The 23,969-nt window shown below is 73.2% G+C and carries 22 protein-coding genes; 12 read left to right on the plus strand and 10 right to left on the minus strand.

The features are described from left to right. Positions 1–116 precede the first annotated feature (116 nt). Complete coding sequence (locus tag M3666_RS05230; RefSeq protein WP_251154682.1) at positions 117–1,445, plus strand: threonine/serine exporter family protein; 1,329 nt, start codon at positions 117–119, stop codon at positions 1,443–1,445. A 284-nt stretch (positions 1,446–1,729) separates the two neighbouring features. Here M3666_RS05230 and M3666_RS05235 read toward each other — a convergent pair whose 3' ends face one another. After that, positions 1,730–4,114 carry an Ig-like domain-containing protein gene (locus M3666_RS05235; RefSeq protein ID WP_251154683.1) on the minus strand — a complete coding sequence of 795 codons (2,385 nt, stop codon included), beginning with the start codon at positions 4,112–4,114 and terminating at the stop codon, positions 1,730–1,732. A gap of 237 nt (positions 4,115–4,351) precedes the next feature. Between M3666_RS05235 and M3666_RS05240 the strand changes: the two genes are divergently transcribed. Then, positions 4,352–4,933 (plus strand): LemA family protein, encoded by a 582-nt coding sequence (locus tag M3666_RS05240; protein WP_066652615.1) that lies wholly within the window; start codon positions 4,352–4,354, stop codon positions 4,931–4,933. Between the two features lie 23 nt (positions 4,934–4,956). Beyond that, complete coding sequence (locus M3666_RS05245) at positions 4,957–5,859, plus strand: M48 family metalloprotease (RefSeq protein ID WP_066652624.1); 903 nt, start codon at positions 4,957–4,959, stop codon at positions 5,857–5,859. A gap of 310 nt (positions 5,860–6,169) precedes the next feature. Here the strand turns inward: M3666_RS05245 and M3666_RS05250 are convergent, their stop codons facing one another. Next, positions 6,170–7,432: a winged helix-turn-helix domain-containing protein gene (locus tag M3666_RS05250; protein WP_251154684.1), complete on the minus strand. Its 1,263-nt coding sequence runs from the start codon at positions 7,430–7,432 to the stop codon at positions 6,170–6,172. A gap of 93 nt (positions 7,433–7,525) precedes the next feature. Here M3666_RS05250 and M3666_RS05255 point away from each other — a divergent pair, with 93 nt between their 5' ends. Beyond that, complete coding sequence (locus M3666_RS05255) at positions 7,526–8,764, plus strand: AI-2E family transporter (protein WP_066652641.1); 1,239 nt, start codon at positions 7,526–7,528, stop codon at positions 8,762–8,764. 65 nt (positions 8,765–8,829) lie between these two features. Continuing rightward, the gene (gene ilvA, locus M3666_RS05260; RefSeq protein ID WP_066652647.1) at positions 8,830–10,089 is read left to right on the plus strand and encodes a threonine ammonia-lyase; all 1,260 of its coding nucleotides are present in this window, start codon (positions 8,830–8,832) and stop codon (positions 10,087–10,089) included. Between the two features lie 338 nt (positions 10,090–10,427). Here ilvA and greA read toward each other — a convergent pair whose 3' ends face one another. Together greA and M3666_RS05270 are read right to left on the minus strand one after the other, a co-directional pair. Continuing rightward, positions 10,428–10,916 (minus strand): transcription elongation factor GreA, encoded by a 489-nt coding sequence (greA, locus tag M3666_RS05265; RefSeq protein WP_066652650.1) that lies wholly within the window; start codon positions 10,914–10,916, stop codon positions 10,428–10,430. A gap of 67 nt (positions 10,917–10,983) precedes the next feature. Next, positions 10,984–11,433 (minus strand): DUF4307 domain-containing protein, encoded by a 450-nt coding sequence (locus tag M3666_RS05270; protein WP_081984687.1) that lies wholly within the window; start codon positions 11,431–11,433, stop codon positions 10,984–10,986. A gap of 121 nt (positions 11,434–11,554) precedes the next feature. Between M3666_RS05270 and mca the strand changes: the two genes are divergently transcribed. Together mca and M3666_RS05280 are read left to right on the plus strand one after the other, a co-directional pair. Then, positions 11,555–12,445, plus strand: coding sequence for a mycothiol conjugate amidase Mca (gene mca / locus M3666_RS05275; protein ID WP_144411239.1), 891 nt, complete (start codon positions 11,555–11,557; stop codon positions 12,443–12,445). Next, positions 12,442–12,735 (plus strand): hypothetical protein, encoded by a 294-nt coding sequence (locus M3666_RS05280; protein ID WP_081984689.1) that lies wholly within the window; start codon positions 12,442–12,444, stop codon positions 12,733–12,735. Before mca ends, M3666_RS05280 begins: the two co-directional genes overlap by 4 nt. Positions 12,736–12,894: 159 nt before the next feature. Here M3666_RS05280 and M3666_RS05285 read toward each other — a convergent pair whose 3' ends face one another. After that, positions 12,895–13,593, minus strand: coding sequence for a hemolysin III family protein (locus M3666_RS05285; protein ID WP_209683735.1), 699 nt, complete (start codon positions 13,591–13,593; stop codon positions 12,895–12,897). A gap of 86 nt (positions 13,594–13,679) precedes the next feature. Here M3666_RS05285 and M3666_RS05290 point away from each other — a divergent pair, with 86 nt between their 5' ends. From M3666_RS05290 to M3666_RS05300, 3 genes are all read left to right on the plus strand, one after another. Beyond that, positions 13,680–14,465 carry an isoprenyl transferase gene (locus tag M3666_RS05290; RefSeq protein WP_235426501.1) on the plus strand — a complete coding sequence of 262 codons (786 nt, stop codon included), beginning with the start codon at positions 13,680–13,682 and terminating at the stop codon, positions 14,463–14,465. Positions 14,466–14,577: 112 nt separating this feature from the next. Beyond that, positions 14,578–15,687 carry an aminotransferase class V-fold PLP-dependent enzyme gene (locus M3666_RS05295; RefSeq protein ID WP_066652665.1) on the plus strand — a complete coding sequence of 370 codons (1,110 nt, stop codon included), beginning with the start codon at positions 14,578–14,580 and terminating at the stop codon, positions 15,685–15,687. Positions 15,688–16,080: 393 nt separating this feature from the next. Beyond that, the gene (locus tag M3666_RS05300) at positions 16,081–17,442 is read left to right on the plus strand and encodes a PhoH family protein (RefSeq protein ID WP_209683731.1); all 1,362 of its coding nucleotides are present in this window, start codon (positions 16,081–16,083) and stop codon (positions 17,440–17,442) included. Between the two features lie 164 nt (positions 17,443–17,606). Here the strand turns inward: M3666_RS05300 and M3666_RS05305 are convergent, their stop codons facing one another. From M3666_RS05305 to xseA, 5 genes are all read right to left on the minus strand, one after another. Next, positions 17,607–18,980, minus strand: a complete 1,374-nt coding sequence (locus M3666_RS05305) for a class II fumarate hydratase (RefSeq protein WP_308301839.1) — start codon at positions 18,978–18,980, stop codon at positions 17,607–17,609. A gap of 164 nt (positions 18,981–19,144) precedes the next feature. Then, entirely contained in the window at positions 19,145–19,759 is a 615-nt protein-coding gene (locus M3666_RS05310; protein ID WP_066652668.1) for a carbonic anhydrase, read from the minus strand. A 35-nt stretch (positions 19,760–19,794) separates the two neighbouring features. Then, positions 19,795–20,430, minus strand: a complete 636-nt coding sequence (locus M3666_RS05315; protein WP_066652670.1) for a DUF4245 domain-containing protein — start codon at positions 20,428–20,430, stop codon at positions 19,795–19,797. Beyond that, positions 20,427–20,699 carry an exodeoxyribonuclease VII small subunit gene (locus M3666_RS05320; protein WP_066652672.1) on the minus strand — a complete coding sequence of 91 codons (273 nt, stop codon included), beginning with the start codon at positions 20,697–20,699 and terminating at the stop codon, positions 20,427–20,429. The genes M3666_RS05315 and M3666_RS05320 overlap by 4 nt, the downstream gene beginning before the upstream one ends. A gap of 64 nt (positions 20,700–20,763) precedes the next feature. After that, positions 20,764–22,005, minus strand: a complete 1,242-nt coding sequence (xseA, locus tag M3666_RS05325) for an exodeoxyribonuclease VII large subunit (protein ID WP_066652675.1) — start codon at positions 22,003–22,005, stop codon at positions 20,764–20,766. 137 nt (positions 22,006–22,142) lie between these two features. On the opposite strand from xseA, the gene M3666_RS05330 reads away from it, so the two are divergent. Together M3666_RS05330 and M3666_RS05335 are read left to right on the plus strand one after the other, a co-directional pair. Next, positions 22,143–23,207 carry a 4-hydroxy-3-methylbut-2-enyl diphosphate reductase gene (locus tag M3666_RS05330; protein ID WP_081984691.1) on the plus strand — a complete coding sequence of 355 codons (1,065 nt, stop codon included), beginning with the start codon at positions 22,143–22,145 and terminating at the stop codon, positions 23,205–23,207. Beyond that, positions 23,204–23,962: a DUF6264 family protein gene (locus M3666_RS05335; protein WP_251154685.1), complete on the plus strand. Its 759-nt coding sequence runs from the start codon at positions 23,204–23,206 to the stop codon at positions 23,960–23,962. The genes M3666_RS05330 and M3666_RS05335 overlap by 4 nt, the downstream gene beginning before the upstream one ends. Positions 23,963–23,969 lie beyond the last annotated feature (7 nt).

Genomic DNA, 23,969 nt, shown 5'->3' on the forward strand with positions numbered 1-23,969 from the left:
GTCTCGGCTCCGCGGACAGTTTCGCGGATCGGCCGTCGCGAACGTGTCCGCACAGGCGAGTCTCGTGCGAGCGCCCCGCCCGCACAGACCCCAGCCGCGCAGTAGCATCGACGTCCGTGGTCGGACTCGGAAGCGCTCTCGCGAACCTGCGCAACGCGCTCAACCGACCCGAGGCGCACGTCGAGGTCGTCGACGGCGAGACGGTCCCCACCGGGATGCTGCTCGGGACCCTCGGCGCCCTGCTGCTCGACGCCGGCAGCTCCGTCACCGACGTCCGCTCCGCGCTCGAGAAGGCCCGCGACGCTGCCGGGGTCGGACCGACGCTCGCCGTCGGCGTCCTGCCCGCACTCGTCATGGTCAGTGAGGTCGCCACCGGCGCCGCCACCATCGTGAACGCCGAGGGCGTCGAGCTCTCGTCGCGTCAGGCAGCGCGGGCGAACCGCCTCGTGCTCGGCCTGGAACGCGGTTCCATCGCCCTCGCCGAGATCCCCGCCCGGGTGCGCGCGATCCGGACCGGTACCGTGCCGCCGCCGGCGCTGCCGTGGATCACCGGGAACGCCCTCACCTCGGTCGGACTGGCCGTCGTGTTCCGCTGCCCGTGGTGGGCGATCGTGCTCGCGCTCGTCGTCGGTGCCCTGGTCGGTGTGCTCAGCCTGGTGCTCCGACGCTTCCGCGAGGCCGTCGCGATCATCCCGTTCCTGGCCGCGTTCATGTCGACGAGCGTCGTCGGCCTCGTCGCCGCCGGCACCGGGTTCGACCACGTGCCCCTGTTCGCGGTGTGTGCGCCCGTCGCGGTCTTCGTGCCCGGCGCGCTGATCACGAACGCGCTGCTCGAGCTGACGGCCGCCGACATCGTGACCGGAGCCTCGCGCCTGGTGCAGGGGCTCATCACGCTCGGCTTCATGGCCGCCGGGATCGCCGCGGGGAGCGCCCTCACCGGCCTGCGCGTCGACCCGTCGTCGGCGGCCCTCGTCGGCGAGGTCGCCGGCGTCGGCACGCTCCGCGGTGGTTGGGAGGCCGTGCCGTCCTACTGGGTGTCCTGGGTGGCGGTGGCGGGCCTCGCCGTCGGCCTCGGGCTCGTGTTCCGCTCCGGCTGGCGGCTCACCGTCGTGTCCGTCGCCGTCATGATCAGCGCGTACGCGGTCGTGAGCGGGACGACGCCGGTGTGGGGCAGCGTGGTCGCGACCGGAGCTGCGGCCGCGCTGCTGTTCGTCGCGACGCGGTTGCTCGAGCGTGTGGTCCCGGTGATCCCGGCGACGGTGTCGTTCTTCCCCGCGTTCCTGCTGCTCGTGCCCGGCACCGTGGGACTCGTCGCGGTGACCACGTTCGACCCCGTCGCGCTCGGCACGCCCCTGGCGACGTTCGTCAGCCTGTGCATCGGGACGAAGATCGGCGGCCTGCTGCCCGGTCTGTTCCGGCGGAACGTCCCGCACCGCGTGGCCTGAGACCTGGGGCGCGCGGCGGTCGGGAGGCGCGCAGCCGCCCCGTCACGCGCCTCTCGTCCGACCGGTGCGGGCCGGGAGGCGCGTGGCGGGCGAGCCCGGCGTCTCCCGTCCGGTGGGTGGCGGGCCGGGAGGGGCGTGGGTGGCGAGCCCGGCGTCTCCCGTCCGGTGGGTGGCGGGCCGGGAGGGGCGTGGGTGGCGAGCCCGGCGTCTCCCGTCCGGTGGGTGGCGGGCCGGGAGGGGCGTGGCGGGCGAGCCCGGCGCCTCCCGTCCCGTGGACGGACCGGTCAGCGGTGCTGTGCGGCGGTGCGCGAGCCGCGCAACCAGACCCAGCAGCAGGCGACGGCGGCGGCGCACAGGGCGGACGCCACCGCGGTCTCGGTCGGTGAGGGGACAGCGGGAGCTCCCGCGCCCGCCGTCACCGCCGCCAGCGCGACCCCAGCGGCGGTGAGGCCGACCCAGCGCGCACGCGCCCCGGCGACGAGCACCGCACCCGTCGACCCGGGCAACGGCAGCAGCGACACGACGAGTGCCCCGACCGCGCCGACGCAGAGCGTGGTGGCGAACTCGGCCGTCAGCGTCGTCCAGAAGCCCGACCCGTGCACCAGCGAGTGCAGGACCCAGCCGACGGTGGCGACGCCGAGCAGCGCGGCCGAGCGGGCCGTGGCGCTCCGGACCCCGCGGGCGAGGCTCGAGCCCAGTCGCAGGGCGGCGGTGTCGGCGCCGGGGCGGCCGACCGGGACGAGGACGGCCCCGACGACCAGGGCGGGGGAGAGGTCGGTGACGCGGGTCAGGGCGCAGCCCAGCACGGCGGCGAGCACGAGCCAGGGGGAGACGCGGAAACCGACGGCGGCGCGGTCCTTGCCGGCCGCCCAGCGGGTGGCCAGGACGACGACCCCGGTGGTGACCGCCGAACCGAGCAGCACCGCGAGCGCGAGCCGGACGTAGCGGGCCTCGAGCGCGACGCCGACACCGAGGAGCGTCGTGACGACCACGATCCCGACGCCGACGGCCGCCGCGGCCCAGGTGGGCAGGACCTCGTCCCCGAGTCGTCGCTCCGTGCGCGAGCGGTTGCGGCCGAGCAGCGCGGCGAACGGGTTGTGCAGGCGACCCCGGGCCGCGGCGCCGACCACCGCGAGCGGCACGGCGACGAGCACGAGGAACCCGGCGGCGACGCCGGTGGCGAGCAGGACGGTGCCCCACGAGAACGAGGCCTGGATCGTCGGGACGCCGCGGTCGTAGGCGGTGTCGGCGGTCCAGTCGCCCGCGGGGCCGGACCAGTCGGGCACCCCGCTGGTGCTGCCCCCGGCGCCTGCCGTGCCGCTGCCCCCGGCCGTCCCGGTCGACCCGCCGCCGCTCGTGCCGGTGTCGGTCGGGGTCCCGGTGCCGTCCGTCGCACCGGACGTGTGGTCCGGCGTCGTCCCCGGCGTGCCGGACGACGACGTCTGCCCGCCCGGGGCCCCGGAGGCACTCGCGCTCGGCCCGGCGCTCGGCGCTGCGGTCGCGTCGCTCAGCACGACGCGGACCCCAGACGACGACGGTGAGGAGTTGCCCGCGGCGTCCTGCTGCATCGCGCTCACCACCCGGGTCCCGGCGGGTGCGGTCGCGCCCGTCGTCGTGCACGCCCACCGGCCGTCGGCACCGACGTCGGAGCGGCACACCGGCGAGCGGTCGACGTACACGGTGAGGACGGCGCCGGGCTCACCGGTGCCGCGCACGGTGAACGGCTGGGAGCGGACGCGCTCGTCGGACTCCGGCGTGGTGACGACCGGTGCTGCCGGGGCGGTCCGGTCCACGACCACCGTCCGCGGGGCCGAGGGGGCGCTCCGCAGGTCCGAGCGGAAGCCGTTCGCGGTGCTCGCGGTCTGCGCCGCGGAGACCGTGATGCGCCCGTCGCGCGCGCTGCCGGGCAGCGCGACGGTCCAGCGACCGCCGGCGTCCACCCGCGCGGTGCGGTCGGTCGGGGTGCCGGAGACCGACACGGCGACGGTCGCTCCGGGCAGGCCGGTGCCGGACACGGGACCCGAGGTGGGACCGTCGGTCATGACGGCCGGCGGGACGACGACGTCCGAGGCCGGAGCACGGGACGACCCGAGCGCGGCGTCGGTCTCGTCGGCGACCGTGAAGACCTGCTGCGGGCCCGAGCGGACGGTGGCGATGCACGACCAGGACCCGTCGGTGGCCACGGTCGTCGTGCAGCCGCTCGAGCCCGTGGCCGCCGGTCCGGTGACGCGCAGCCGGTGCCCGGGGGTGCCGGCGCCGTGCAGCCGGACGGTGGCGGTCGTGACGTCGCCGGGGTCGGCGATGCTCGGGCGGACGGCGGGGCGGTCCGTCGGCGAGGGTGCCGGGGAACCGGTGTCCGGTGGCAGGGTGCCGAACTGGGGGAAGGGCGTCGGGGAGGCGGTCCGGGCCGCGTCGTCGTCCTGCTGCGGCACGGTGTCGGTGGTGGACGTCGTGGACGTCGTGGACGTCGTGGTCGTGGTCGTGGTCTTGGACGTCGTCGCGGGCGCGGCTGCGGCGGGCTGTGCGCCGAGCAGGACCGTCCCGGTGGCGAGCACCGTCACCAGCGCCGCGGCCAGCAGCCCGACGCGCGATCGGGGTCGACCGACGGGACCGCCGCCCCCGACGGTCCCCTCCTGCGCGTTGTCCCCGAGCCTGTCCACCGTCTCCATCACACGCGATCATCGGGCTCGGGTCAATCCACCACCCGGATGATGTGTCCCGGGACCGATCCCCGGCTGGGGGTCCCCGGACGGTGGGTGTGCGCCACTCGGGAATCCCCCGTGAACCAGACTGCGCGAACGGGTCGTGCCGGTGCGCCTCGGTACACTCGTGGACGGTCGTCCCACGGCCATGCACCGGCCGCGGTCCCACTGCGCCGGACCCGAAGCGCAAAGGAGTACGCCCAGATGGACACCGGACTCGTCACGACGCTGATCGTCGTCGGAGTGGTGGTGGTCCTGCTCGTCGTGGTCGGGATCTACCTCTGGGTGACCTACAACTCGCTCGTCACGCTGAAGCTGCGCGTGGACGAGGCGTGGAGCGACATCACGGTGCAGCTGAAGCGCCGCGCGGACCTCATCCCCACCATCGTCGAGACGGTGAAGGGGTACGCCGCGCACGAGAAGTCCGTGTTCGAGTCGGTGACGCGCGCCCGCGCCGAGACCCTCGGCGCATCGGACGCCTCGAGCGCCTCGGTGGCCGAGGGGCACATGCAGAAGGCCCTGAAGGGTGTGTTCGCCGTCGCGGAGGGCTACCCCCAGCTGCAGTCGAGCCAGAACTTCCTGCAGCTGCAGTCGGAACTCGTCGACACCGAGGACAAGATCCAGTCCGCCCGGCGCTTCTACAACGGTGGCGTGCGCGAGCTGAACACGAAGATCCGGGTCTTCCCCAACTCGACCTTCGCGAAGAGCAAGGGCTTCAGCGAGGCGACGTTCTTCGAGACGGCCGAGCCCGCGGCGATCGCCGAACCGCCGCGCGTCCAGTTCTGACGCCGACCGGGGCGGCCTGACCCGTGTACAGCGCCATCGCGCGGAACAAGCGCAACACCGTCGTCATCATCCTGGTCTTCCTGCTCATCGTCGGGGCGCTCGGGTTCCTGGGCGGCTACCTCGCGGGCAACGTCTCCGTGGGCGTCATCGTGCTGCTCGTCGCGCTCGGGTACGCGGTGCTCCAGTACTTCCTGGCCGGGCGGCAGGCGACGGCCATCGCCGGCGGCGTCGAGATCGACCGGAACACGGAGCCGCGGCTCTGGCGGACGGTCGAGAACCTGGCGATCACGAACGGCATGTCGATGCCGCGGGTGTTCGTCATCGAGGACCCGGCACCGAACGCCTTCGCCACCGGACGGGACCCGGAGCACGCGATCGTCGCGGCGACGACCGGGTTGCTCGCGATCATGGACGACAGCGAGCTGCAGGGCGTCATGGCCCACGAGCTCGGTCACGTCAAGAACTACGACATCCGCGTCTCGACCATGGTGTTCGGCCTGGTCGTCGCGGTCGGGTTCCTGGCGGACGTGCTCCTGCGCATCTCGATCTTCAGCGGGCTGAGCGGGCGCGGGCGGAACAGCGACTCCGGGGGTGGAGGTGGCAACCCGATCGTCCTCGTCGCGGGGATCGTGGCCGTGCTCGTCGCCCCGATCGCGGCCGCGGCGGTGCAGGCGGCCGTCTCGCGGCAGCGGGAGTACCTCGCCGACGCCACGGGTGCGATGACCACGCGGTACCCCGAGGGACTCGCCCGTGCGCTGGAGAAGCTCCAGGCGTACGGCCGACCGACCCGGTCGCAGAACTCCTCGATGGCGCACCTGTGGATCGCGGACCCGATGCGACCGGGCGTGATGGACCGGTTGTTCTCCACGCACCCGCCGCTGCCCGACCGGGTCGCGCGACTCCGGGGGAGCCTCGACCGGTTCTGACGGGCGCTGCCGCCGTCACCGCCGTCGCCGTCGCTGCGATGCCGGCGCCGAGACGCCGGTGTCCACACGAGACGGACTCGTGCCGGCGAGACGCCCTCGGAATCCGCGGCGCCTCGACGACGATGCGGCGTCTCGACGACGCTGCGGCGTCTCGACGACGTAGCGGCGTCTCGGCGACGACGCGGCGTCGCCACGACACGGCGGCGTCTCGCGGGCCGTGCACGACCGGCGCGACGGAGCGGCGGGTGACGGGGCCACGACCCGAGCCGGACGGGCGGGGCGGACGGGCGCCGTGCCTCCCGGCCGCTGGTCACACGACCGTTTCGTCCTCGGGAGCCGGAGCATCGGCGTCGTCCGCCGCCTCGTGCGGGACGAGCGCGACCCCGAGCGCCGCGGCCACCGCACCCGCGGCGGTGCCGCGATCCGTGACCTCGACGCCGTCGAGGCCCTGCCACGCCGCCGCCCGCCGCAGCGTCTCGGCGAGGCGCTCCGCGTCGAGGTGCTCGCCGGGCTCCTGCCAGGCAGTCCGGACCCGGAGCACGCCGCGCTGCCGATCGCTCTTCAGGTCGACGCGTCCGGTCAGCCGGTCGTCCTGCAGGACGGGCAGCACGTAGTAGCCGTACACACGCTTCGGCGCCGGCGTGTAGATCTCGATGCGGTAGTGGAAGTCGTACATGCGCTCCGCGCGACGCCGGAACCACACGACGGGGTCGAACGGGCTGAGCACCGCGTCGGCGGCGACGTGGCGCGGGACCCTGGCGTCGACGTGCAGCCAGGCACGGTCCCGCCAGCCTGCCACCCGGACCGGCACGAGTTCGCCGCGCTCCTCGAGCTCCGTGATCGCGGCGGCGGTGTCGTCCGCACGCAGGCGGAAGTAGTCGGCGAGGTCCGCGCGGGTCCCGACGCCGGATGCGCGCGCGGCGCGCCGGACCAGCTCCGTGACCGCGGTGTGGCGGTCGGGCGCGGCCTCGAGCGTCCCCACCGGCAGCACCTGGTCGGGCAGGGCGTAGACACGCTCGAACCCGGCGCGTCCGGCGCTCACGACCTCGCCCCAGCGGAACATCTGCTCGAGCCCCGCCTTCACGTCGCTCCACCCCCACCACGGCCCGCGTCGGACGTTCGCCTCGTGCTCGACCGCGCTGGCGGGCAGGGGCCCCTCGGCGGCGAGCAGTGCGCGGAGCTCCCGGCGGACGCTCGCGGTCCGTTCCACGCCGGCGATCCGGTTCGGTCGGGCGTCGCGTTCGCGGTACGCGTCCATCCGCCACCGGAAGAGCGGGAGGTCCGTCCGCGGCAGGAACGCCGCCTCGTGCGCCCAGTACTCCGCGTAGGGGCCGGAGCGCCGCATGGTGAGCCGGTCCAACGTGTCCCGGTCGTAGGGACCGAGGCGGGCGAAGAGGGGCAGGTAGTGGCTGCGTTCGAAGACGTTCACCGAGTCGATCTGCAGCAACCCGAGCCGGCCGATCGTGCTGGTCAGGGTGCGGGTGCCCACCGCGTCGCGCGGGGGTGCGCCGAAGCCCTGGGCCGCCAGCGTGACGCGGCGGGCCTCGGCGGCGGAGAGCGTGGACCGGACCATGGCACGACGCTACCGATCGACGCCGACACCGGGGTCGGGCCGACGTATGCCGCATCTGGAACACACACCGGCACGCGTCGGTACACTCACCGCATGGCCTGGGGAAAGAAGACGCATCCGGATCCCGTCGTCGAGCAGGTCGTGCCGACGGGCATGCGGATCGCGGGCGCGTGGTCGTGGCGCGTGCTCGTGGTCGTCGGTGTGGTCGCGGTCTTCATCTACCTCGTGACGTTGTTCAGCGAGGTGCTCATCCCGTTCCTCATCGGGATCGTCGTCGCCGCCCTGCTCGTGCCGCTGTCGAACTGGATGCAGCGCCACCACGTGCCGAAGTGGATCGCCGTCGTGGTCAGCCTCGTCGGGGGCCTCGCGGCCGTCGGCGGACTCATCTGGCTCGTCGTCGACCAGATCGCGGCGGCCTACCCCTCGCTCCGCGACCGGACGCTCTCGCAGTACGACAACATCCGCGAGTTCGTCCTCAGCTCCGGTCTGGGCATCAGCCAGTCCGACCTCAACAACTACCTCAACCAGGCGACCGACTGGCTGTCGAGCAACTCCGGCTCGATCCTGTCCGGGGTCGCGAGCGCGGGATCGTCGCTGACGCACCTGCTCACCGGCTTGTTCGTGGTGATCTTCACGGTGATCTTCCTGCTCATCGACGGCAAGAACGTGTGGCGCTGGACCGTCCGGCTGTTCCCGAAGAACGCCCGCGCCGCGATCGACGGCGCCGGGGTCGCCGGGTGGACCACCCTGACGAGCTTCATCCGCGTGCAGATCTTCGTCGCGTTCGTCGACGCCGTCGGCATCGGCATCGGTGCCGCCGCGCTGCAGCTGCCGCTCGTCATCCCGATCGCCGTGTTCGTGTTCCTCGGCGCGTTCATCCCGGTTGTCGGCGCCATCGTCACGGGCTTCCTCGCCGTCTTCATCGCCCTGATCTTCAACGGCTGGGTCGCGGCGCTCGTCATGCTCGGCGTGATCCTCGTCGTGCAGCAGGTCGAGGGGCACATCCTGCAGCCGCTCGTCATGGGCAGCGCGGTCAAGGTGCACCCGCTCGCCGTCGTCCTCGGCGTCACCGCGGCGTCCGGGCTGGCCGGCATCGCCGGAGCCTTCTTCGCGGTGCCGCTGATCGCGACCGTGAACTCGATGGTGACGACGATCGCGAGCGGCCGGTGGAAGGGGCTCGACTCCGACCACGTGCTCGAGGCGAAGCAGCGCGACCACCACGCGAGCGTCGAGGCGAAGAAGCGCCGTCGCTGGCGGAAGCGCCACCCCGACGGCGTCCCGGCGCCGGGCAGCGACGAACAGCCCACCGCCGCGAAGGGGACCGCGGGCTGAGCGGGCGTTCACCGACGGACCGTCACGAGTTCGCCGTGACGGCTCCGACGGACGATGATGGGTCCGTGACCGACACCTCCGCGCCCCAGCAGCAGACCGACGCGTTCCCGACGCTCGCGGACATCGAGGCCGCTCGGCAGACCATCGCGGGCGTCGCACGCGTCACGCCGATGGAGACGTCGCAGTTCCTCGCCGAGCTGCTCGGCTCGCCGGTGCACCTGAAGTGCGAGAACCTGCAGCGCACGGGCGCCTACAAGGTGCGCGGCGCCTACAACCGACTCGCCGCCCTCAGCCCCGAGCAGCGAGCGGCGGGCGTCGTCGCCGCGAGCGCCGGCAACCACGCGCAGGGAGTCGCCCTCGCCGCTCGTGAGCTCGGCATCCCGGCCACGATCTTCACCCCGGTGGGCGTCGCGCTGCCCAAGCTCCAGGCGACGCGGCACTACGGCGCCGAGGTCGTGCTGCGCGGCCACTCGGTGGAGGAGGCGCTGAGCGCCGCCAAGGACTTCGCCGCCCACACCGGTGCGGTGTTCATCCCGCCCTTCGACCACCCGGACGTCATCGCGGGCCAGGGCACGCTGGGCCTCGAGATCATCGACCAGGTGCCCGACGTCGACACGGTGGTCGTGCCGATCGGTGGCGGCGGGGTCATCTCCGGCATCGCGCTGGCGGTGAAGGGCATGTCCGAGCGCCTCGGTCGTCCGATCCGGGTGATCGGCGTGCAGGCGGAGAACGCCGCGGCGTACCCGTCGTCGATCACCGCGGGAGCACCGGTCACGATCACGACGAAGCCGACGATCTCGGACGGCATCGCGGTCGCCCGACCCGGCGACCTCAACTTCCCGATCATCCGCGACCTGGTCGACGAGATCGTGACCGTCTCGGACGACGACACCGCCCGTGCCCTGCTGGTGCTGCTCGAGCGCGCGAAGCTCGTGGTCGAGGCCGCCGGCGCCGTCGGCGTCGCGGCGATCATGTCCGGCGCCGTCCGCGACACCGGCCGCACCGTCGTGCTGCTGAGCGGTGGGAACATCGACCCGCTCATGATGGAGCGCATCATCACCCGCGGTCTCGTCGCGGCGTCGCGCTACATCGGCATCCGGATCATGCTGCCCGACCGCCCCGGCCAGCTCGCCCGCGTCGCCCAGGTCATCTCGGACGCCGGCGCCAACGTGGTCGAGGTGCTGCACACCCGGCACGGGCAGGGCCTGGTGATCAACGAGGTGGCCCTGGACCTGTCGATCGAGGCACGCGGTCCCGAGCACGCGCAGGAGGTCATCCAGCGCCTGCACGAGGTCGGCTTCCGCCCGGAGCTGCTCGAGAACTGACGCCGCCGCGCTGCACGCGTCGGTGTCAGCGGTGCGCACGGGACGGCCGCGCAGGCGTCAGGGTCGCGTGAGCGACACCGCGGACGGCCGGGAGGCGCGTGGAGCTCCCGTCATGACCCTCACGTCGATCCTGCCCTCGCTTCGCGACGTCGTCGCGCACTGACCGGCGCCGAGAGCCCAGTCGGCCCCGCACAACGAAGAGCAGCTCGCGCCACGTGGTTCCGTGGTGCGAGCTGCTCCTCGCTGTGCACTGGCACGTCGCGCCGCGGGCCGGCCCGCCGCGCGCTCTGCGCCGCCCGCCCCGGCCGTCGCGCCGGGCGCACTGCGGCGCCGGGCACCTACGGCTCGTAGCGCTCGACCTTCGTCACCTTGGCGCTGATCTCCTTGCCGTTCGGCGCGGTGTAGGTCGTCTCGTCGCCCGCGCGCAGCCCGAGGATCGCGGCACCGACCGGGCTCACCGGGCTGTACACGGTCAGGTCGGACCCCTCGGCCACGATCTCGCGGTTGCCCACGAGGAAGGTCGACTCGTCGCCGGCGATGACCGCCGTGACGACGGTCCCCGGCTCGACGGTGCCGTCGAAGTCGGCCTCGCCCACGGTGGCGTGCTTGAGCAGCTCGGTGAGCTGCCGGATGCGGGCCTCGATCTTGCCCTGCTCGTCCTTCGCGGCGTGGTAGCCGCCGTTCTCCTTGAGGTCGCCCTCTTCACGCGCCGCCTCGATGCGGTCCGCGATCTCCTTGCGGGCCGGGCCCGACAGCTGTTCGAGCTCGGCCGTGAGACGGTCGTGCGCCTCCTGGGTCAGCCAGGTGGTCTGCGTGTCGTTGCTCATCGGTCTCCCTTTCGACAAAGGACGAGACCGGCCGGTGTGGCCGGTCTCGTCCGCGAATCAGTCGAGTCTAGGGAACCCAGCAGTCGTGGATCAAGCCGGTCACGCCGCGGGTCGTGGTGTTCACCTCGGTCGAGATCGAGCGGGTGCGCTGCTCGGATGCCGGCAGCGTCACCTCCTTCCACCCGACGATCGAGTACGACTTGTCGAGCACCTGCACGGCGCACCGGACCTCGGTGCCCGGGTCGGCCGACACCTGTGAGTGCACGACGGTGCGGTGGTCGGAGACGACGGTGTACCCGAGCTCGGTGTTGTCGAGCCCGTGTGACTCCTGGTCGAGGCCGGCCCAGACCACCCACGCGACGAACACGAGCACGACGGCGATCGCCGCGGCGACCCCGAACAGCTTCCCGCGGCGCCGACGATCCGGCGTGCGCCCGTACCGGTCGTCCAGCGACGCGGCGGTGGCCGTGGCCGTGGCCGACGCAGCGGTGGGGGTGGGGTGCAGCGGTTCGGACAGTTCGGGGCTCCTGGGGTGATTATCCTGGTCCCAGGGTAGTTCACGCCCCGCTGTGCGCTGCCCCCACGCCCGGGTCGATCCGTGCGCGTTCCGCCCGCTCCGTCACCCGTGAGGATCCTCCGTGCCGTACCGCCTGCTGGCCGTCCACGCCCACCCCGACGACGAGTCGAGCAAGGGTGCCGCGACGGCCGCGAAGTACGTCGCCGAGGGGCACCAGGTGATGGTCGTCTCCTGCACCGGCGGCGAGGCCGGGGACATCCTCAACGACCAGCTCGGTGAGCCGGCGACGAGCCGCGCCCACCGCGACATGGCGGGCTACCGGCGCACCGAGATGGCGGCTGCGCAGGCAGCGCTCGGCATCGACCACGTCTGGCTCGGCTACCACGACTCCGGGCTGCCGGACGCCGAGAAGGGCGAGACGGTCCGTCCGGGCACGTTCTCGACGGTGCCCCTCGAGTACTCGACCGAGGCACTCGTCCGCGTCGTCCGCCGCTTCCGTCCGCACGTGCTCGTCACCTACGACGAGAACGGCGGCTACCCGCACCCCGACCACATCCGCACGCACGAGGTCTCGGTCGCCGCCTGGCGCGCCGCCGCCGACCCCGCGGAGTACCCGGACGCCGGGGAGCCGTGGTCGATCAGCAAGCTCTACTACGAGCGCACCATGAACCCGCGCCGCTTCCGCACGATCTACGAGGCACTGCGCGAGCGCGACCCGGACAGCGCCGCCGTCGAGCAGCTGCGCGAGTGGGTGGAGCGGTTCGCCGACCGGCCGGACCTGGCGACGACCCACGTCGACGTCCGCGACCACTTCGACGCCCGCGACGCCGCCCTGCACGCGCACGCCAGCCAGGTGCCGCCGGACAGCGTCTTCTTCTCGTGGCCGAACGACCTCCTCGCGACGGTGTGGCCCACCGAGGACTACCAGCTCGTCGAGGCCCGCGTGCCCACCGACCTGCCGGAGTCCGACCTGTTCGCGGGGCTCCCTGACGACGAGGACACCACCGCGTGAGCACCATCCTGACGGCCATCGCCGCCGCCCCCAGCCCGAGCCCGTCGGTCGTGCCCGACGTCGACGTCACCCCCGGGGTCGCCGGCTTCGTCGCGATCGCGGTCGTCGCGGTCGTCACGATCCTGCTCGTGGTCGACATGACCCGCCGGATCCGTCGGACCCGCTACCGCGCGGAGATCCGCCAGCGGCTCGAGTCCGACGCGGGCGACGGCACGTCGACGGACGAGCCGGTGCGTCGCGCCGACGAGGACGGCCGGACCGACGTGGGCGACGACACCGAACGCGGCTGAGCCCGCGACGTCGGCAGCGGCGACACCAGCAGCGGCGACGTCGGCAGCAGCGACGTCCCCAGCAGACGGACGGGAGGCCCGTGGCGAGCGTGCCACGGGCCTCCCGTCCGTCGTCCGGTCGCCCCTGCCGGCCGGTGCCGCGGTCCGCAGCGGCTGCGGTCAGCGCACCGGGTCGAGGGCCACGATGAGCACGCCGACCCACTGCGCGGCGAACGCGACGACGGTCAGTGCGTGGAAGACCTCGTGGAAGCCGAACACGGTCGGGGCGGGGTCGGGGCGCTTGAAGCCGTAGACGAGGGCACCGATGACGTACGCCAGGCCGCCGGAGAGCACGAGGACCGTCATGGGGACGCTCGCGGCGAAGAACTGCGGGAGCAGACCGAGCGCGGCGCACCCGAGCACGAGGTAGATCGGCACGTACAGCCAGCGCGGGGCGCCGATCCACAGGACGCGGAAGGCGATGCCCAGCGCGGCTCCGGACCACATCACCCAGAGCACGACCACCATGAGCGTGTGCGGCAGCGCGCAGATCGCGATCGGCGTGTAGGTGCCGGCGATGAGCAGCAGGATGTTCGTGTGGTCGATCCGCTTGAGGACCTTCTTCACCGTCGGGCCCCACGGGAAGCGGTGGTAGGTCGCGGAGACGCCGAACATGAGCAGCGACGTCGCCATGAACACGGCGCTGCCGGCCTTCGCGGCCCCGCTGTCGGCCAGCGAGATGAGCACGATGCCCATCGCGATGGCGAACGGGAACGTGCCGAGGTGGATCCAGCCGCGCCAGGCGGGGCGCGGCGGCTCGGTGGTGTCCGCTTCCTCGGTGAACGGGACGTGGGGGAGCGTGGCGGTCTCGTCCTGCATGGGGCGACAGTAGGGCCCCCGGCCGAACGGCAGCAGGGAATGCACAGCCCCGCACGACCGGCGCCACGGTGCACTACAGTCGTGGCGTGACCGGCAGGGTGGGATGGGCAGGGCGCGGCGTCCTCTACCGTGCCTACCAGCGTCGTATCCGCCGCCAGATCGACGGCCAGGCGATGCCGAAGCACGTCGCCATGATCGTCGACGGCAACCGTCGCTGGGCCAAGCAGCTCGGCCTCGAGTCGGCCGCCCACGGGCACCGTGCAGGCGCCGCCAAGATCCCCGAGTTCCTCGACTGGTGCGACGAGCTCGGCATCGAGGTCGTCACGCTCTACCTGCTGTCCGCCGACAACCTGACCGGTCGGGGCGGCGAGGAGCTCGAGCAGCTCGTCGGCATCATCGGCGACCTGGCCGGGACGCTCGCCGTGCACCGCGACTGGCGCGTGCAGCACGTCGGTTCCGACGAGGGGCTGCCCGCGGGTCTCCTCGGGGCGCTCGCGGACGCCGAGGCCCGGAGCGCAGCCCACACCGGCCTGCACGTCAACCTCGCGGTGGGCTACGGCGGACGCCGGGAGATCGCCGACGCCATGCGGAGCATCGTCCGGGCGCACGGCGAGGGCGGCGGCACGCTCGACACCCTGGCCGAGGTGCTGACGCCCGAGCTCATCGGCGACCACCTGTACACGCAGGGCCAGCCCGATCCCGACCTGGTGATCCGCACCTCGGGTGAGCAGCGGTTGTCGGACTTCATGCTGTGGCAGAGCGCGCACAGCGAGTTCTACTTCGTCGAGGCCCTCTACCCGGACCTGCGCGAGGTCGACTTCCTGCGGGCCGTGCGCGACTTCGGCCTGCGCTCCCGTCGTTTCGGCGGCTGATCGCGGGAGGCTCCCGACGGCGGTGGCGAGTGCGTCGGGCGGCTCAGGTTCGCGCGGCCTCCGTGCGTCCCAGTAGACTCACAGGGTTTTCGTCCCACGGAAGGTTGCCCCTGTGAACATCGCCGAGTACGCGGCCGGCTTCGACGAGGAGCCCGGGTACCTCGACCACGCCGCCTTCGGGCCGGTGCAGACCGCCGTGCTCGAGGAGCAGCGGGTGCTCGGGACGATCCAGGAGCGCATGCGCTTCGGCGCCGTGGAGACCCTCGACGAGCAGGACGCCCGGGTGCGCACCGTCGCTGCCCGGCTCGTCGGCCGTCGCGAGGACCAGGTGGTCTCGCAGACCGCCACGACGCCGGGGCTGCTGCACACGGCGTTCGGCCTGACCGGCGGTGTCCTGGTGGCCGCCGACGAGTACCCGTCGCTGCCGCTCGCACTGGCGAGCGCCGCCTCGGCGACGGGTGGCCGCGTGCAGCCCGTCGTCGTCGAGTCCGGTGCCGGCTGGATGACCCCGACGCTGGTCCGGGAGCGCCTGACCGACGACGTCGCCGCCGTCGCCGTGTCGCTCGTCGACTGGCAGACCGGGTACCTCGCCGACCTCGCTGCGATCCGGGAGGTCATCGGGGACCGCCTGCTCATCGTCGACGCGATCCAGGGCTTCGGCGTCGTCGACGCCCCGTACGAGGTCGCCGACGTCGTCGCCACCGGCGGGCAGAAGTGGCTGCACGCCGGGTGGGGCACGGGTTTCCTCGCGTTCAGCGACCGCGCCCTGAACCGCCTGCGCCCGGCGCTGTCCGGGCCGCACGGCACGACCGGCTGGCCGACCGAGGTCCCCTCGGTGAAGCCGGGCGCCGCGGGGTACCAGATGACGCGCGTCGACCCGGTCGCCCAGGCCCGGATGGCGGTGTCCCTCGAGCGGCTGGTCTCCGTCGGGGTCGGAGCCGTGCAGGAGCGCGTGGCCGACCGGGTCGAGCGGGTGCTCGACATCGCCGACGAGTTCGGCCTGTCGGTCGAGTCCAGCCGTGACCCGCGCGAGCGTGCCGGCATCGTCGTGCTGCGTCCGCCGCAGGGTCGGCTCACGGCGCTGTCCGCGGCGCTGCACAACCACGGGGTCACGGCGACGACGCGGCTCGGGGTCGCGCGGGTGTCGGTGTTCGCGTCCACCACGGACGCGACGCTCGACATGTTCCGCGACGCGTGCCTGTCCTACGCCACGATGCAGTAGCGCGCCCGCCGGCCGCCCGCCGGCCCGCCGGCCCGCCGGCCGGCCGCCGGCCGCCCGCCGGCCGCGGTCCGCGAGACTCGGCCGGGCGGACGTGTTCGCGCCTCCCAGCCCGCGAATCCGTCCGCGTCCGCGAATCTCGCCGCTGCGCGCCTGCGCCCGAGGCGGCCGGGAGGCCCGTGGCGGGCCCGCCACGTGCCTCCCGGCCGTCGTGGTGCGCGTTCACGTGACCGTAACCTCGGGGACCGCGTGTCGCGGTCCGGCTGTCGGGGGCCGGTCGTAGCTTGGCCCCACCGGGCACGGTGCCCGGTCGGAGCGGCCAGGCAACGGTGCTTCGGGACCGCTCTCCGGCCGCGTCGAGGACAGTGACCGGGCCGAGCGCGGCCCGGGGATGGAGTGGTCGTGACCTCTCGCAACGTCGCTCGCGAACCCGCCCAGCGGTCCACCGCGGACTCGTCCACGTCGGTCGCCCAACGCACGTACGTGCTCGACACGTCGGTGCTCCTCAGCGATCCGCGGGCGCTGTTCCGCTTCGCCGAGCACGCCGTGGTGCTGCCCGTGGTCGTCGTCAGCGAGCTCGAGTCCAAGCGCGACGACCCGGAGATCGGGTACTTCGCGCGCCAGGCCCTGCGGCTGCTCGACGAACTGCGGGTCGAGCACGAGCGGCTCGACTTCCCCGTCGCACTCGACGACGGCGGTTCCTTCCGCGTCGAGCTGAACCACTCCGAGCAGTCCGTGCTCCCGTCCGGGCTCCGGCTCGGGGACAACGACTCGCGGATCCTCGCGGTCGCGTCGAACCTGGCGAACGACGGGCTGGACGTCGTCGTCGTGTCGAAGGACCTGCCGCTGCGCGTGAAGGCGTCGTCGATCGGCATGGCCGCCGAGGAGTACCGCGCCGAGCTCGCCGTCGACTCCGGCTACACGGGCATCACCGACCTGCAGGTCTCCGGTGAGCAGATGAGCGACCTGTACGAGCACGAGGAGATCCGGTCCTCGCGGCTCGACGGCGTCCCGGTGAACACCGGCGTCGTCATCCACTCGGAGCGCGGGTCGGCGCTCGGCCGCGTGCACGAGGCCGGCGCGGTGTCGCTCGTCCGCGGCGACCGCGAGGTCTTCGGGCTGCGCGGACGCTCCGCCGAGCAGCGGCTCGCGATCGACGCCCTGCTCGACCCGGAGATCGGCATCGTCTCGCTCGGGGGATCGGCCGGCACCGGCAAGTCGGCGCTCGCGCTCTGCGCCGGGCTCGAGGCGGTGCTCGAACGACAGCAGCACAAGAAGATCATGGTGTTCCGGCCGCTCTACGCCGTGGGCGGGCAGGAGCTCGGGTACCTGCCGGGCGACGCCTCCGAGAAGATGAACCCCTGGGCGCAGGCCGTCTTCGACACCCTCGGCGCGCTGGTGTCCGACAACGTCCTCGACGAGGTCGTCGAGCGCGGGATGCTCGAGGTGCTGCCGCTCACGCACATCCGCGGGCGGTCCCTGCACGACGCGTTCGTCATCGTGGACGAGGCGCAGTCGCTCGAGCGGAACGTCCTGCTCACCATGCTGTCGCGCATCGGGCAGAACTCGCGTGTGGTGCTCACGCACGACGTCGCCCAGCGCGACAACCTGCGGGTCGGCCGGCACGACGGTGTCGCGAGCGTGATCGAGCGCCTGAAGGGGCACCCGCTGTTCGCGCACGTGACGCTGACCCGCTCGGAGCGGTCGGCGATCGCGGCGCTCGTGACGGAGCTGCTCGACTCGCCCGACCTCGGGTAGCGCGGCTGGTCGGCCGCCGGCGGGACTCGCCTGGGCGGACACGTTCGCGGTCGCAGGACTGTGAACGTGTCCGCAGGCGCGAGTCTCGGGGGCGACCCGACGACGGACGGGAGGCGCGGTGCCAGCCGGCACCGTGCCTCCCGTCCGTCAGTGGGTCCCGTGGGTCAGTTCGGGTGCGTCATCGACAGCACGTCCAGCGCGCTGTCGAGCTGCTCCTCGGTGACCTCGCCGCGCTCGACGTGCCCCAGGGCGACGACCGCCTCGCGCACGGTGATGCCCTCGGCGACGGCGTACTTGGCGACCTTGGCCGCGGCCTCGTACCCGATGACGCGGTTGAGCGGCGTGACGATCGACGGGGACGACTCGGCGAACGCGCGGGCGCGCTCGAGGTTCGCCTGCAGCCCGTCGATGGTCTTGTCGGCGAGCACCCGCGAGCTGTTCGCGAGCAGGCGGATCGACTCGAGCAGGGCCGTGCCCATCACCGGGATCGCGACGTTGAGCTCGAAGGCACCCGAGGCGCCGGCCCAGGCGACCGTCGCGTCGTTGCCGATGACGCGTGCAGCGACCATCAGGGTGGCCTCGGGGATGACCGGGTTCACCTTGCCGGGCATGATCGACGAGCCGGGCTGCAGGTCCGGGATGTGCAGCTCGCCGAGGCCCGTGTTCGGACCCGAGCCCATCCAGCGCAGGTCGTTGTTGATCTTCGTCAGGCTGACCGCGATGACCTTGAGCGCACCCGACGCCTCGACCAGTGCGTCCCGGGCACCCTGTGCCTCGAAGTGGTCGAGCGCCTCGGTGATCGGCAGGCCGGTGTCCGAGGCCAGACGGGCGATGACCTGCTGCGGGAAGCCCTTCGGCGTGTTGATGCCGGTGCCCACCGCGGTGCCGCCGAGCGGGACCTCGGCGACGCGGGGGAGCGTGGCCTGCACGCGCTCGATGCCGAGCCGGACCTGGCGGGCGTAGCCGCCGAACTCCTGCCCGAGAGTGACCGGGGTGGCGTCCATCAGGTGGGTGCGTCCGGACTTCACGGCGTCGGCCCAGAGCGTCGCCTTGGCCTCGAGCGACTCCGCCAGGTGCTCGAGCGCGGGGACGAGCGTGCGGATGAGGGCCTCGGTCACGGCGACGTGCACGGAGGTCGGGAAGACGTCGTTCGACGACTGGGACGCGTTGACGTGGTCGTTCGGGTGGACGTCCGTGCCGGCGATGCGGGTCGCCAGGGTCGCGAGGACCTCGTTCATGTTCATGTTCGACGAGGTGCCGCTGCCCGTCTGGTAGACGTCGACCGGGAACTGGTCGTGGTGCTCGCCGCCGATGATCGCGTCGGCCGCCCGTGCGATCGCGTCGGCCACGGTCGAGTCGACGATGCCGAGGGACCCGTTGACGACCGCTGCGGCGCGCTTGATCCGGGCGAGGGCGACGATCTGTGCCGGCTCGAGTCCGCTGCCCGAGATCGGGAAGTTCTCGACCGCGCGCTGCGTCTGGGCGCGGTAGAGGGCATCCACCGGGACCCGGACCTCGCCCATCGTGTCGTGCTCGATGCGGAAGCCGTCACCGCCCGTCGCGGTCCGGTCGGTCGCGGTCTGGTCGGGCTCGCTGGTGTGGGTCACGTCGTCGTGGTCCTTCCTGTGGTGCACGGCCGGAGCGGTCGCCCCGGTGTCTTCGGCGGCCCGGTGGTCTCCGGGCGTCGCGTCGTGGCGGCCGGTCAGGCCTGGCCCACGACGGTGTCGATGGTGACCTCGCCCGTGGAGAGGTCGTAGGTCGCCCCGACGACGGCCAACCTACCGTCGGCGACCGCGTCGGAGACGACACCGGACCGCTCGATCACCTGGCGGAGCGTGGCCTCGAGGTGCGCGGCACCGACGGCCTCCTGCGGGAGCTCGGCGTCGGTCGCGCGGACCCGCTCGACGCTCGGCGCGATCGCGTCGACGAGCGACTGCAGGTGCGGCGCGGGCACGGGCTCGCCCGAGCGCGCCGCGGCGACGGCTCCGCACGCGGTGTGGCGGAGGACGACGACGAGCGGGGTGCCGAGGGCGACGACCGCGAACTCGATGGAGCCGAGCACGACGTCGTCGACGATCTGACCGGCGTTGCGGATCGCGAACAAGTCACCGATGCCCGCGTCGAAGACGTGCTCGAACGGCACGCGTGAGTCGGAGCAGCCGAGCACGGTCGCGAAGGGCGCCTGCGAGCCCGTGAGCTCGCCACGGCGGTCCGGGTCGATCCGGCCGGTGCGGCGCTTGTCGGCGGCGAAGCGGGCGTTGCCCTCGACGAGCAGGCGGAGGGCGTCGGACGGGGTGGAGGCGGCGCGGTCGGGCATGGTCTTCCTCGTGCTTCGGGTTCGGTCGGGCGGGGTCAGTTCGCGAGCTGCTCGGTGACGGCCTTCGCGACGGTCGTGAACGACGAGTCGTCGGCCGTGCCGGACAGGACGATGGTGTCGCGGCCGAAGGTGTGCACGAGCGAGTACGCGTGGTTCCCGGCGTCCTTGCCCTCGTCACGACGGTCGTACACCGTCCACTTCGTGCCGTCGATGGTGCGGTCACCGGTGGCGGGCTCCTGGTCGAGCTGGTTGGCCACCCACGACGCGTTCGCATCGATGCCCTGCTGGAGGCCGATGTACTGGCGGTCCGGGGTCACGAGGCCGACCGTCCAGACCCGCACGCCGTCCGACGTCTTGTCCTGGAAGTCGGCGCGGTTCGAGGTGAAACCGTCGGGCAGGTCCGGTGCCGCGAGCGTCACGCCGGGCACGTCGGCACCGGCGGCGACCTGCTGGTAGTCCACGGACCGGTCGACGGTCTGGTCCGGTCGCACGACCACGGCGACCAGGAAGAGCACGATGCCGAGCGATGCGATGAGCGCCAGCACGAGGTTGAATGCGGTCTGGTGCTCGCGGCGGGAGCGTCGCGCGGCGTCCTTCCGGGCCCAGGTCTCCTCCGGGGTCTCCGGGCGGCCGAGCTCGGCGACGATCGGGCGTCCGTCGGGGTCGGTCACCGTGCTGCTCCGTCCGGGTCGCCTGCGGTGTCCGCGGTGCCGTCACCGGCAGACGCGGCACGGGCGGCGTCCAGCCGGGCGCGCGCGCCGACGAGCCACTCCTCGCACCGGGCCGCGAGGGCTTCGCCACGCTCCCAGAGCGCGAGCGAACGCTCGAGCGTCGCGGACCCCTGCTCCAGCTCACCGACGACGCGCACGAGTTCGTCGCGCGCCGCCTCGTAGCTCAGCGACTGCACGTCGGACGGCACGGGTTCCTGCTGGGATGACACACCCCGATCCTACCGAGCACCCTCCGTCGGCGGTGCACCGCCGACGGAGCCCGTGGAGACCGGGCTACGCCCCGGAACCGTCCGGCCCCGGTCCCTCCGGCTCGAGTGTCCCCGTCGCCGTGCCCGCGCCGAGGGTGACGTGGACCGGCGTCGCACCATCGAGGTCCTCGGTACCGCGCACGACCCCGCCGTCACTCCGCTGCACGATGGCGTAGCCGCGGCGCAGGGTGTCGCGCGGCGAGAGCGCGCGCAGCCGCCCGGTCAGGTGCCCGACGTCGCTGTGCGAGCGCTCGAGGCGTCGGTCGAGCAGCTCACGGGCACGGGACAGGTCGCGTGCGACCTCCTCGGCCCGGGTGTCGACGAGCCAGGCGGTCGACGCCAGCGCCGGGCGCGACCGGAGGGCGGCGATCCGGTCGGCCTCGACCGACAGGGTGTGCGAGAGCCGCAGCCCGAGCCGGGCCCGGGCCTGGCGGACGTTCGCGAGCTCCTCGGCCACGTCGGGCACCACGCGCTTCGCGGCGTCCGTGGGGGTGGAGGCGCGCAGGTCGGCGACCTCGTCGAGGATCGGGCGGTCCGCCTCGTGCCCGATGGCGGAGACGATGGGAGTGGTGGCGGCAGCGGCGGTCCGGACGAGTCCCTCGTCGCTGAAGCCGAGCAGGTTCTGGAAGTCGCCGCCACCCCGGGCGACGATGATGACGTCGACGGTCGGGTCGGCGTCGAGCTCGACGATCGCGGCCGTGACCTCGCCCACGGCCCGCTCGCCCTGCACCGCCGTGTGCACCGTGCGGAACTCGACCTGCGGCCAGCGGAGCTGCGCGTTCCGCTTGACGTCCTTCTCGGCGTCGGAGTCCTTGCCGGTGATCAGGCCGATCCGGTGCGGCAGGAACGGCAGACGCTTCTTGCGGGACGGGTCGAACAGGCCCTCCGCCGCCAGGGTGCGCCGGAGCCGTTCGAGCCGCTCGAGCAGGTCACCGAGGCCGACGTGCTTCATCTCGACCACCTGCATGGTGAGCGAGCCGCCCTTGACCCAGTAGTTCGGCTTCACCGCGGCGACGACGCGGGCGCCCTGCCCCAGGTCCGCGGGCACCCGGGAACGCACGCTCGACCAGATCGAGAAGGACACGGTCGCGTCGACCTCGACGTCCTTGAGCTTGCCGTAGACGTTGCCGCCGGCGACGTTCCACTGCGTGATCTCGCCCTCGACCCAGGCGGTGCCGAGTCGGTCGATCCAGTCGCGGAGCTTCGCCCCGAGCAGGGCGACGGGCCACGGGTTGTCGGCCGTCGGCGGGCCCTGTTCGATCGCCATACCCACCATCGTGCCGCATCCCGGCGACAGCGCCGGCCCGCGGCGCCGCACGCCGGTGCTCCACCACGTCGTCACGGCCCGGCTCGGCCCCGGACGCACCCAGGCCCCGCGCGTGCCCGGCACCTATCATCGGGGACGTGACGATCACCAACGGCCGCACGGTCCCACTCGCCCCGCCGCGGGTGCACGCAGCGCGTGGTCGGCTGCGGGACGAGCCGGTCGCCGGCACGAAGAAGGTCCTGCTCGCCGCGCCCCGCGGGTACTGCGCGGGTGTCGACCGTGCCGTGGTCGCCGTCGAGAAGGCGCTCGAGCAGTACGGCGAGCCGGTCTACGTGCGGAAGCAGATCGTCCACAACGTCCACGTCGTCTCCACGCTCGAGCAGCGCGGCGCGGTGTTCGTCGACGACGTCGCCGAGGTCCCGCGCGGCGCACACGTCGTCTTCAGTGCGCACGGCGTCGCACCCGCCGTCGTGGCCGGTGCCGCAGAACGCGACCTGCACGCGATCGACGCGACCTGCCCCCTCGTCACCAAGGTCCACCGCGAGGCCACCCGCTTCGCGAAGGCGGACCGCACGATCGTCCTGATCGGCCACGCCGGTCACGAGGAGGTCGAGGGCACCATGGGCCACGCGCCCGAGCGCACGATCCTGGTCAACGGACCCGAGGACGTCGCCGCGCTCGAGGTGCCCGACCCCGACAACCTCGTCTGGCTGTCGCAGACCACCCTGAGCGTCGACGAGACGATGGAGACCGTCCGCCTGCTCCGTGAGCGGTTCCCGTCCATCGAGAACCCGCCGTCGGACGACATCTGCTACGCCACGCAGAACCGCCAGGTCGCGGTGAAGAAGGTGGCGCCCGACGCCGACCTCGTCATCGTCGTCGGTTCGGCGAACTCCTCGAACAGCGTGCGCCTCGTCGACGTCGCCCTCGAGTACGGTGCGGCGTCCGCCCACCGGGTCGACTACGCCGAGGAGATCCGCCAGGACTGGCTCGACGGTGTCCGCACGGTGGGTGTGACCAGCGGTGCCTCGGTGCCCGAGGAACTCGTCACGGAGGTGCTCGAGCAGCTCGCGGACGCCGGCTACGGCACCGTGGAAGAGGTCGTGACGGCGCACGAGGACCTCATGTTCTCGCTCCCCAAGGAGCTCCGCACGGACGCCGCGGGCAACCCCACCCGCGCCCTCGGCGGGCGTCGCTCGTGAGCGGCCTCCGCGGCGACTGGTCGTCGGCACCGGCCCGTGAACCGGGGCACGTGGACGAGACCGCCCTCGGCCTGGAGGCCCGTCCCGCCTCCGCCGCACCGGCCTCCGGTCGACGGGACGGCCGGGTCCACGGCACGCCCGCTCCCGAGTACGGCGAGTACGCGCCGGAGGGCTGGGTGAACCCGGTCCTGGTCGAGCAGGAACGGCGCGACCGGCAGCGGCGCGAGGCCGACGACCGTGCCCGCGCGGCACCCCAGGGGCCGACCGACCGTGGCACGGCACGCACGACCCGTCCGACGGACCGCCGCACTTCCGGTGGCACCGGCGCCGGGCCGTCGCGGGGTGCCGCGGCCGGTCAGGAGCGGCCGACGCTCTCGAGCCGCTTCGGGGCGTCGCAGTTCGACTTCGTGGTGACGGTCGCCCTGTTGGCGTTCGGTCTGCTGTCGGTCGTGCAGTCGCTCGCCGTGAGCGACGTCGCCTCCGCCGTGCGCAGGGCGTTCGAACAGCAGGGCCTGGAGCTCTCCGACCCCACGGCGCTGTCGACCGCCGCTGCCGTCGGAGCCATCGGCAACGTGGTCGTGTTCGCCCTCGTCGCGTGGTGGTCCCTGCGTCGGCTGGCCGCTCGGAGGTGGACGTTCTGGGTCCCGCTGCTCGGCGGGGCCGTGGCGTCGCTCGTCAGCCTGGTCGCCTTCGCCGTGGTGATGTTCCAGGACCCGGGCTTCGTGCAGGTGCTGATGCAGCAGTCCGGGGCCTGACCCTCGG

The sequence above is a fragment of the Curtobacterium sp. ODYSSEY 48 V2 genome (genome assembly GCF_023712625.1).
In the GTDB taxonomy this organism is placed as follows: domain Bacteria; phylum Actinomycetota; class Actinomycetes; order Actinomycetales; family Microbacteriaceae; genus Curtobacterium.

Bases quoted from the DNA above. Each gene is read 5' to 3' on its own strand.
- M3666_RS05255 (WP_066652641.1), top strand. From the start codon at position 7,526: ATGGCCTGGGGAAAGAAGACGCATCCGGATCCCGTCGTCGAGCAGGTC.
- greA (WP_066652650.1), bottom strand. From the start codon at position 10,916: ATGAGCAACGACACGCAGACCACCTGGCTGACCCAGGAGGCGCACGAC.
- M3666_RS05235 (WP_251154683.1), bottom strand. From the start codon at position 4,114: ATGGAGACGGTGGACAGGCTCGGGGACAACGCGCAGGAGGGGACCGTC.
- xseA (WP_066652675.1), bottom strand. From the start codon at position 22,005: ATGGCGATCGAACAGGGCCCGCCGACGGCCGACAACCCGTGGCCCGTC.
- M3666_RS05250 (WP_251154684.1), bottom strand. From the start codon at position 7,432: ATGGTCCGGTCCACGCTCTCCGCCGCCGAGGCCCGCCGCGTCACGCTG.
- M3666_RS05310 (WP_066652668.1), bottom strand. From the start codon at position 19,759: ATGCCCGACCGCGCCGCCTCCACCCCGTCCGACGCCCTCCGCCTGCTC.
- M3666_RS05285 (WP_209683735.1), bottom strand. From the start codon at position 13,593: ATGCAGGACGAGACCGCCACGCTCCCCCACGTCCCGTTCACCGAGGAA.
- M3666_RS05240 (WP_066652615.1), top strand. From the start codon at position 4,352: ATGGACACCGGACTCGTCACGACGCTGATCGTCGTCGGAGTGGTGGTG.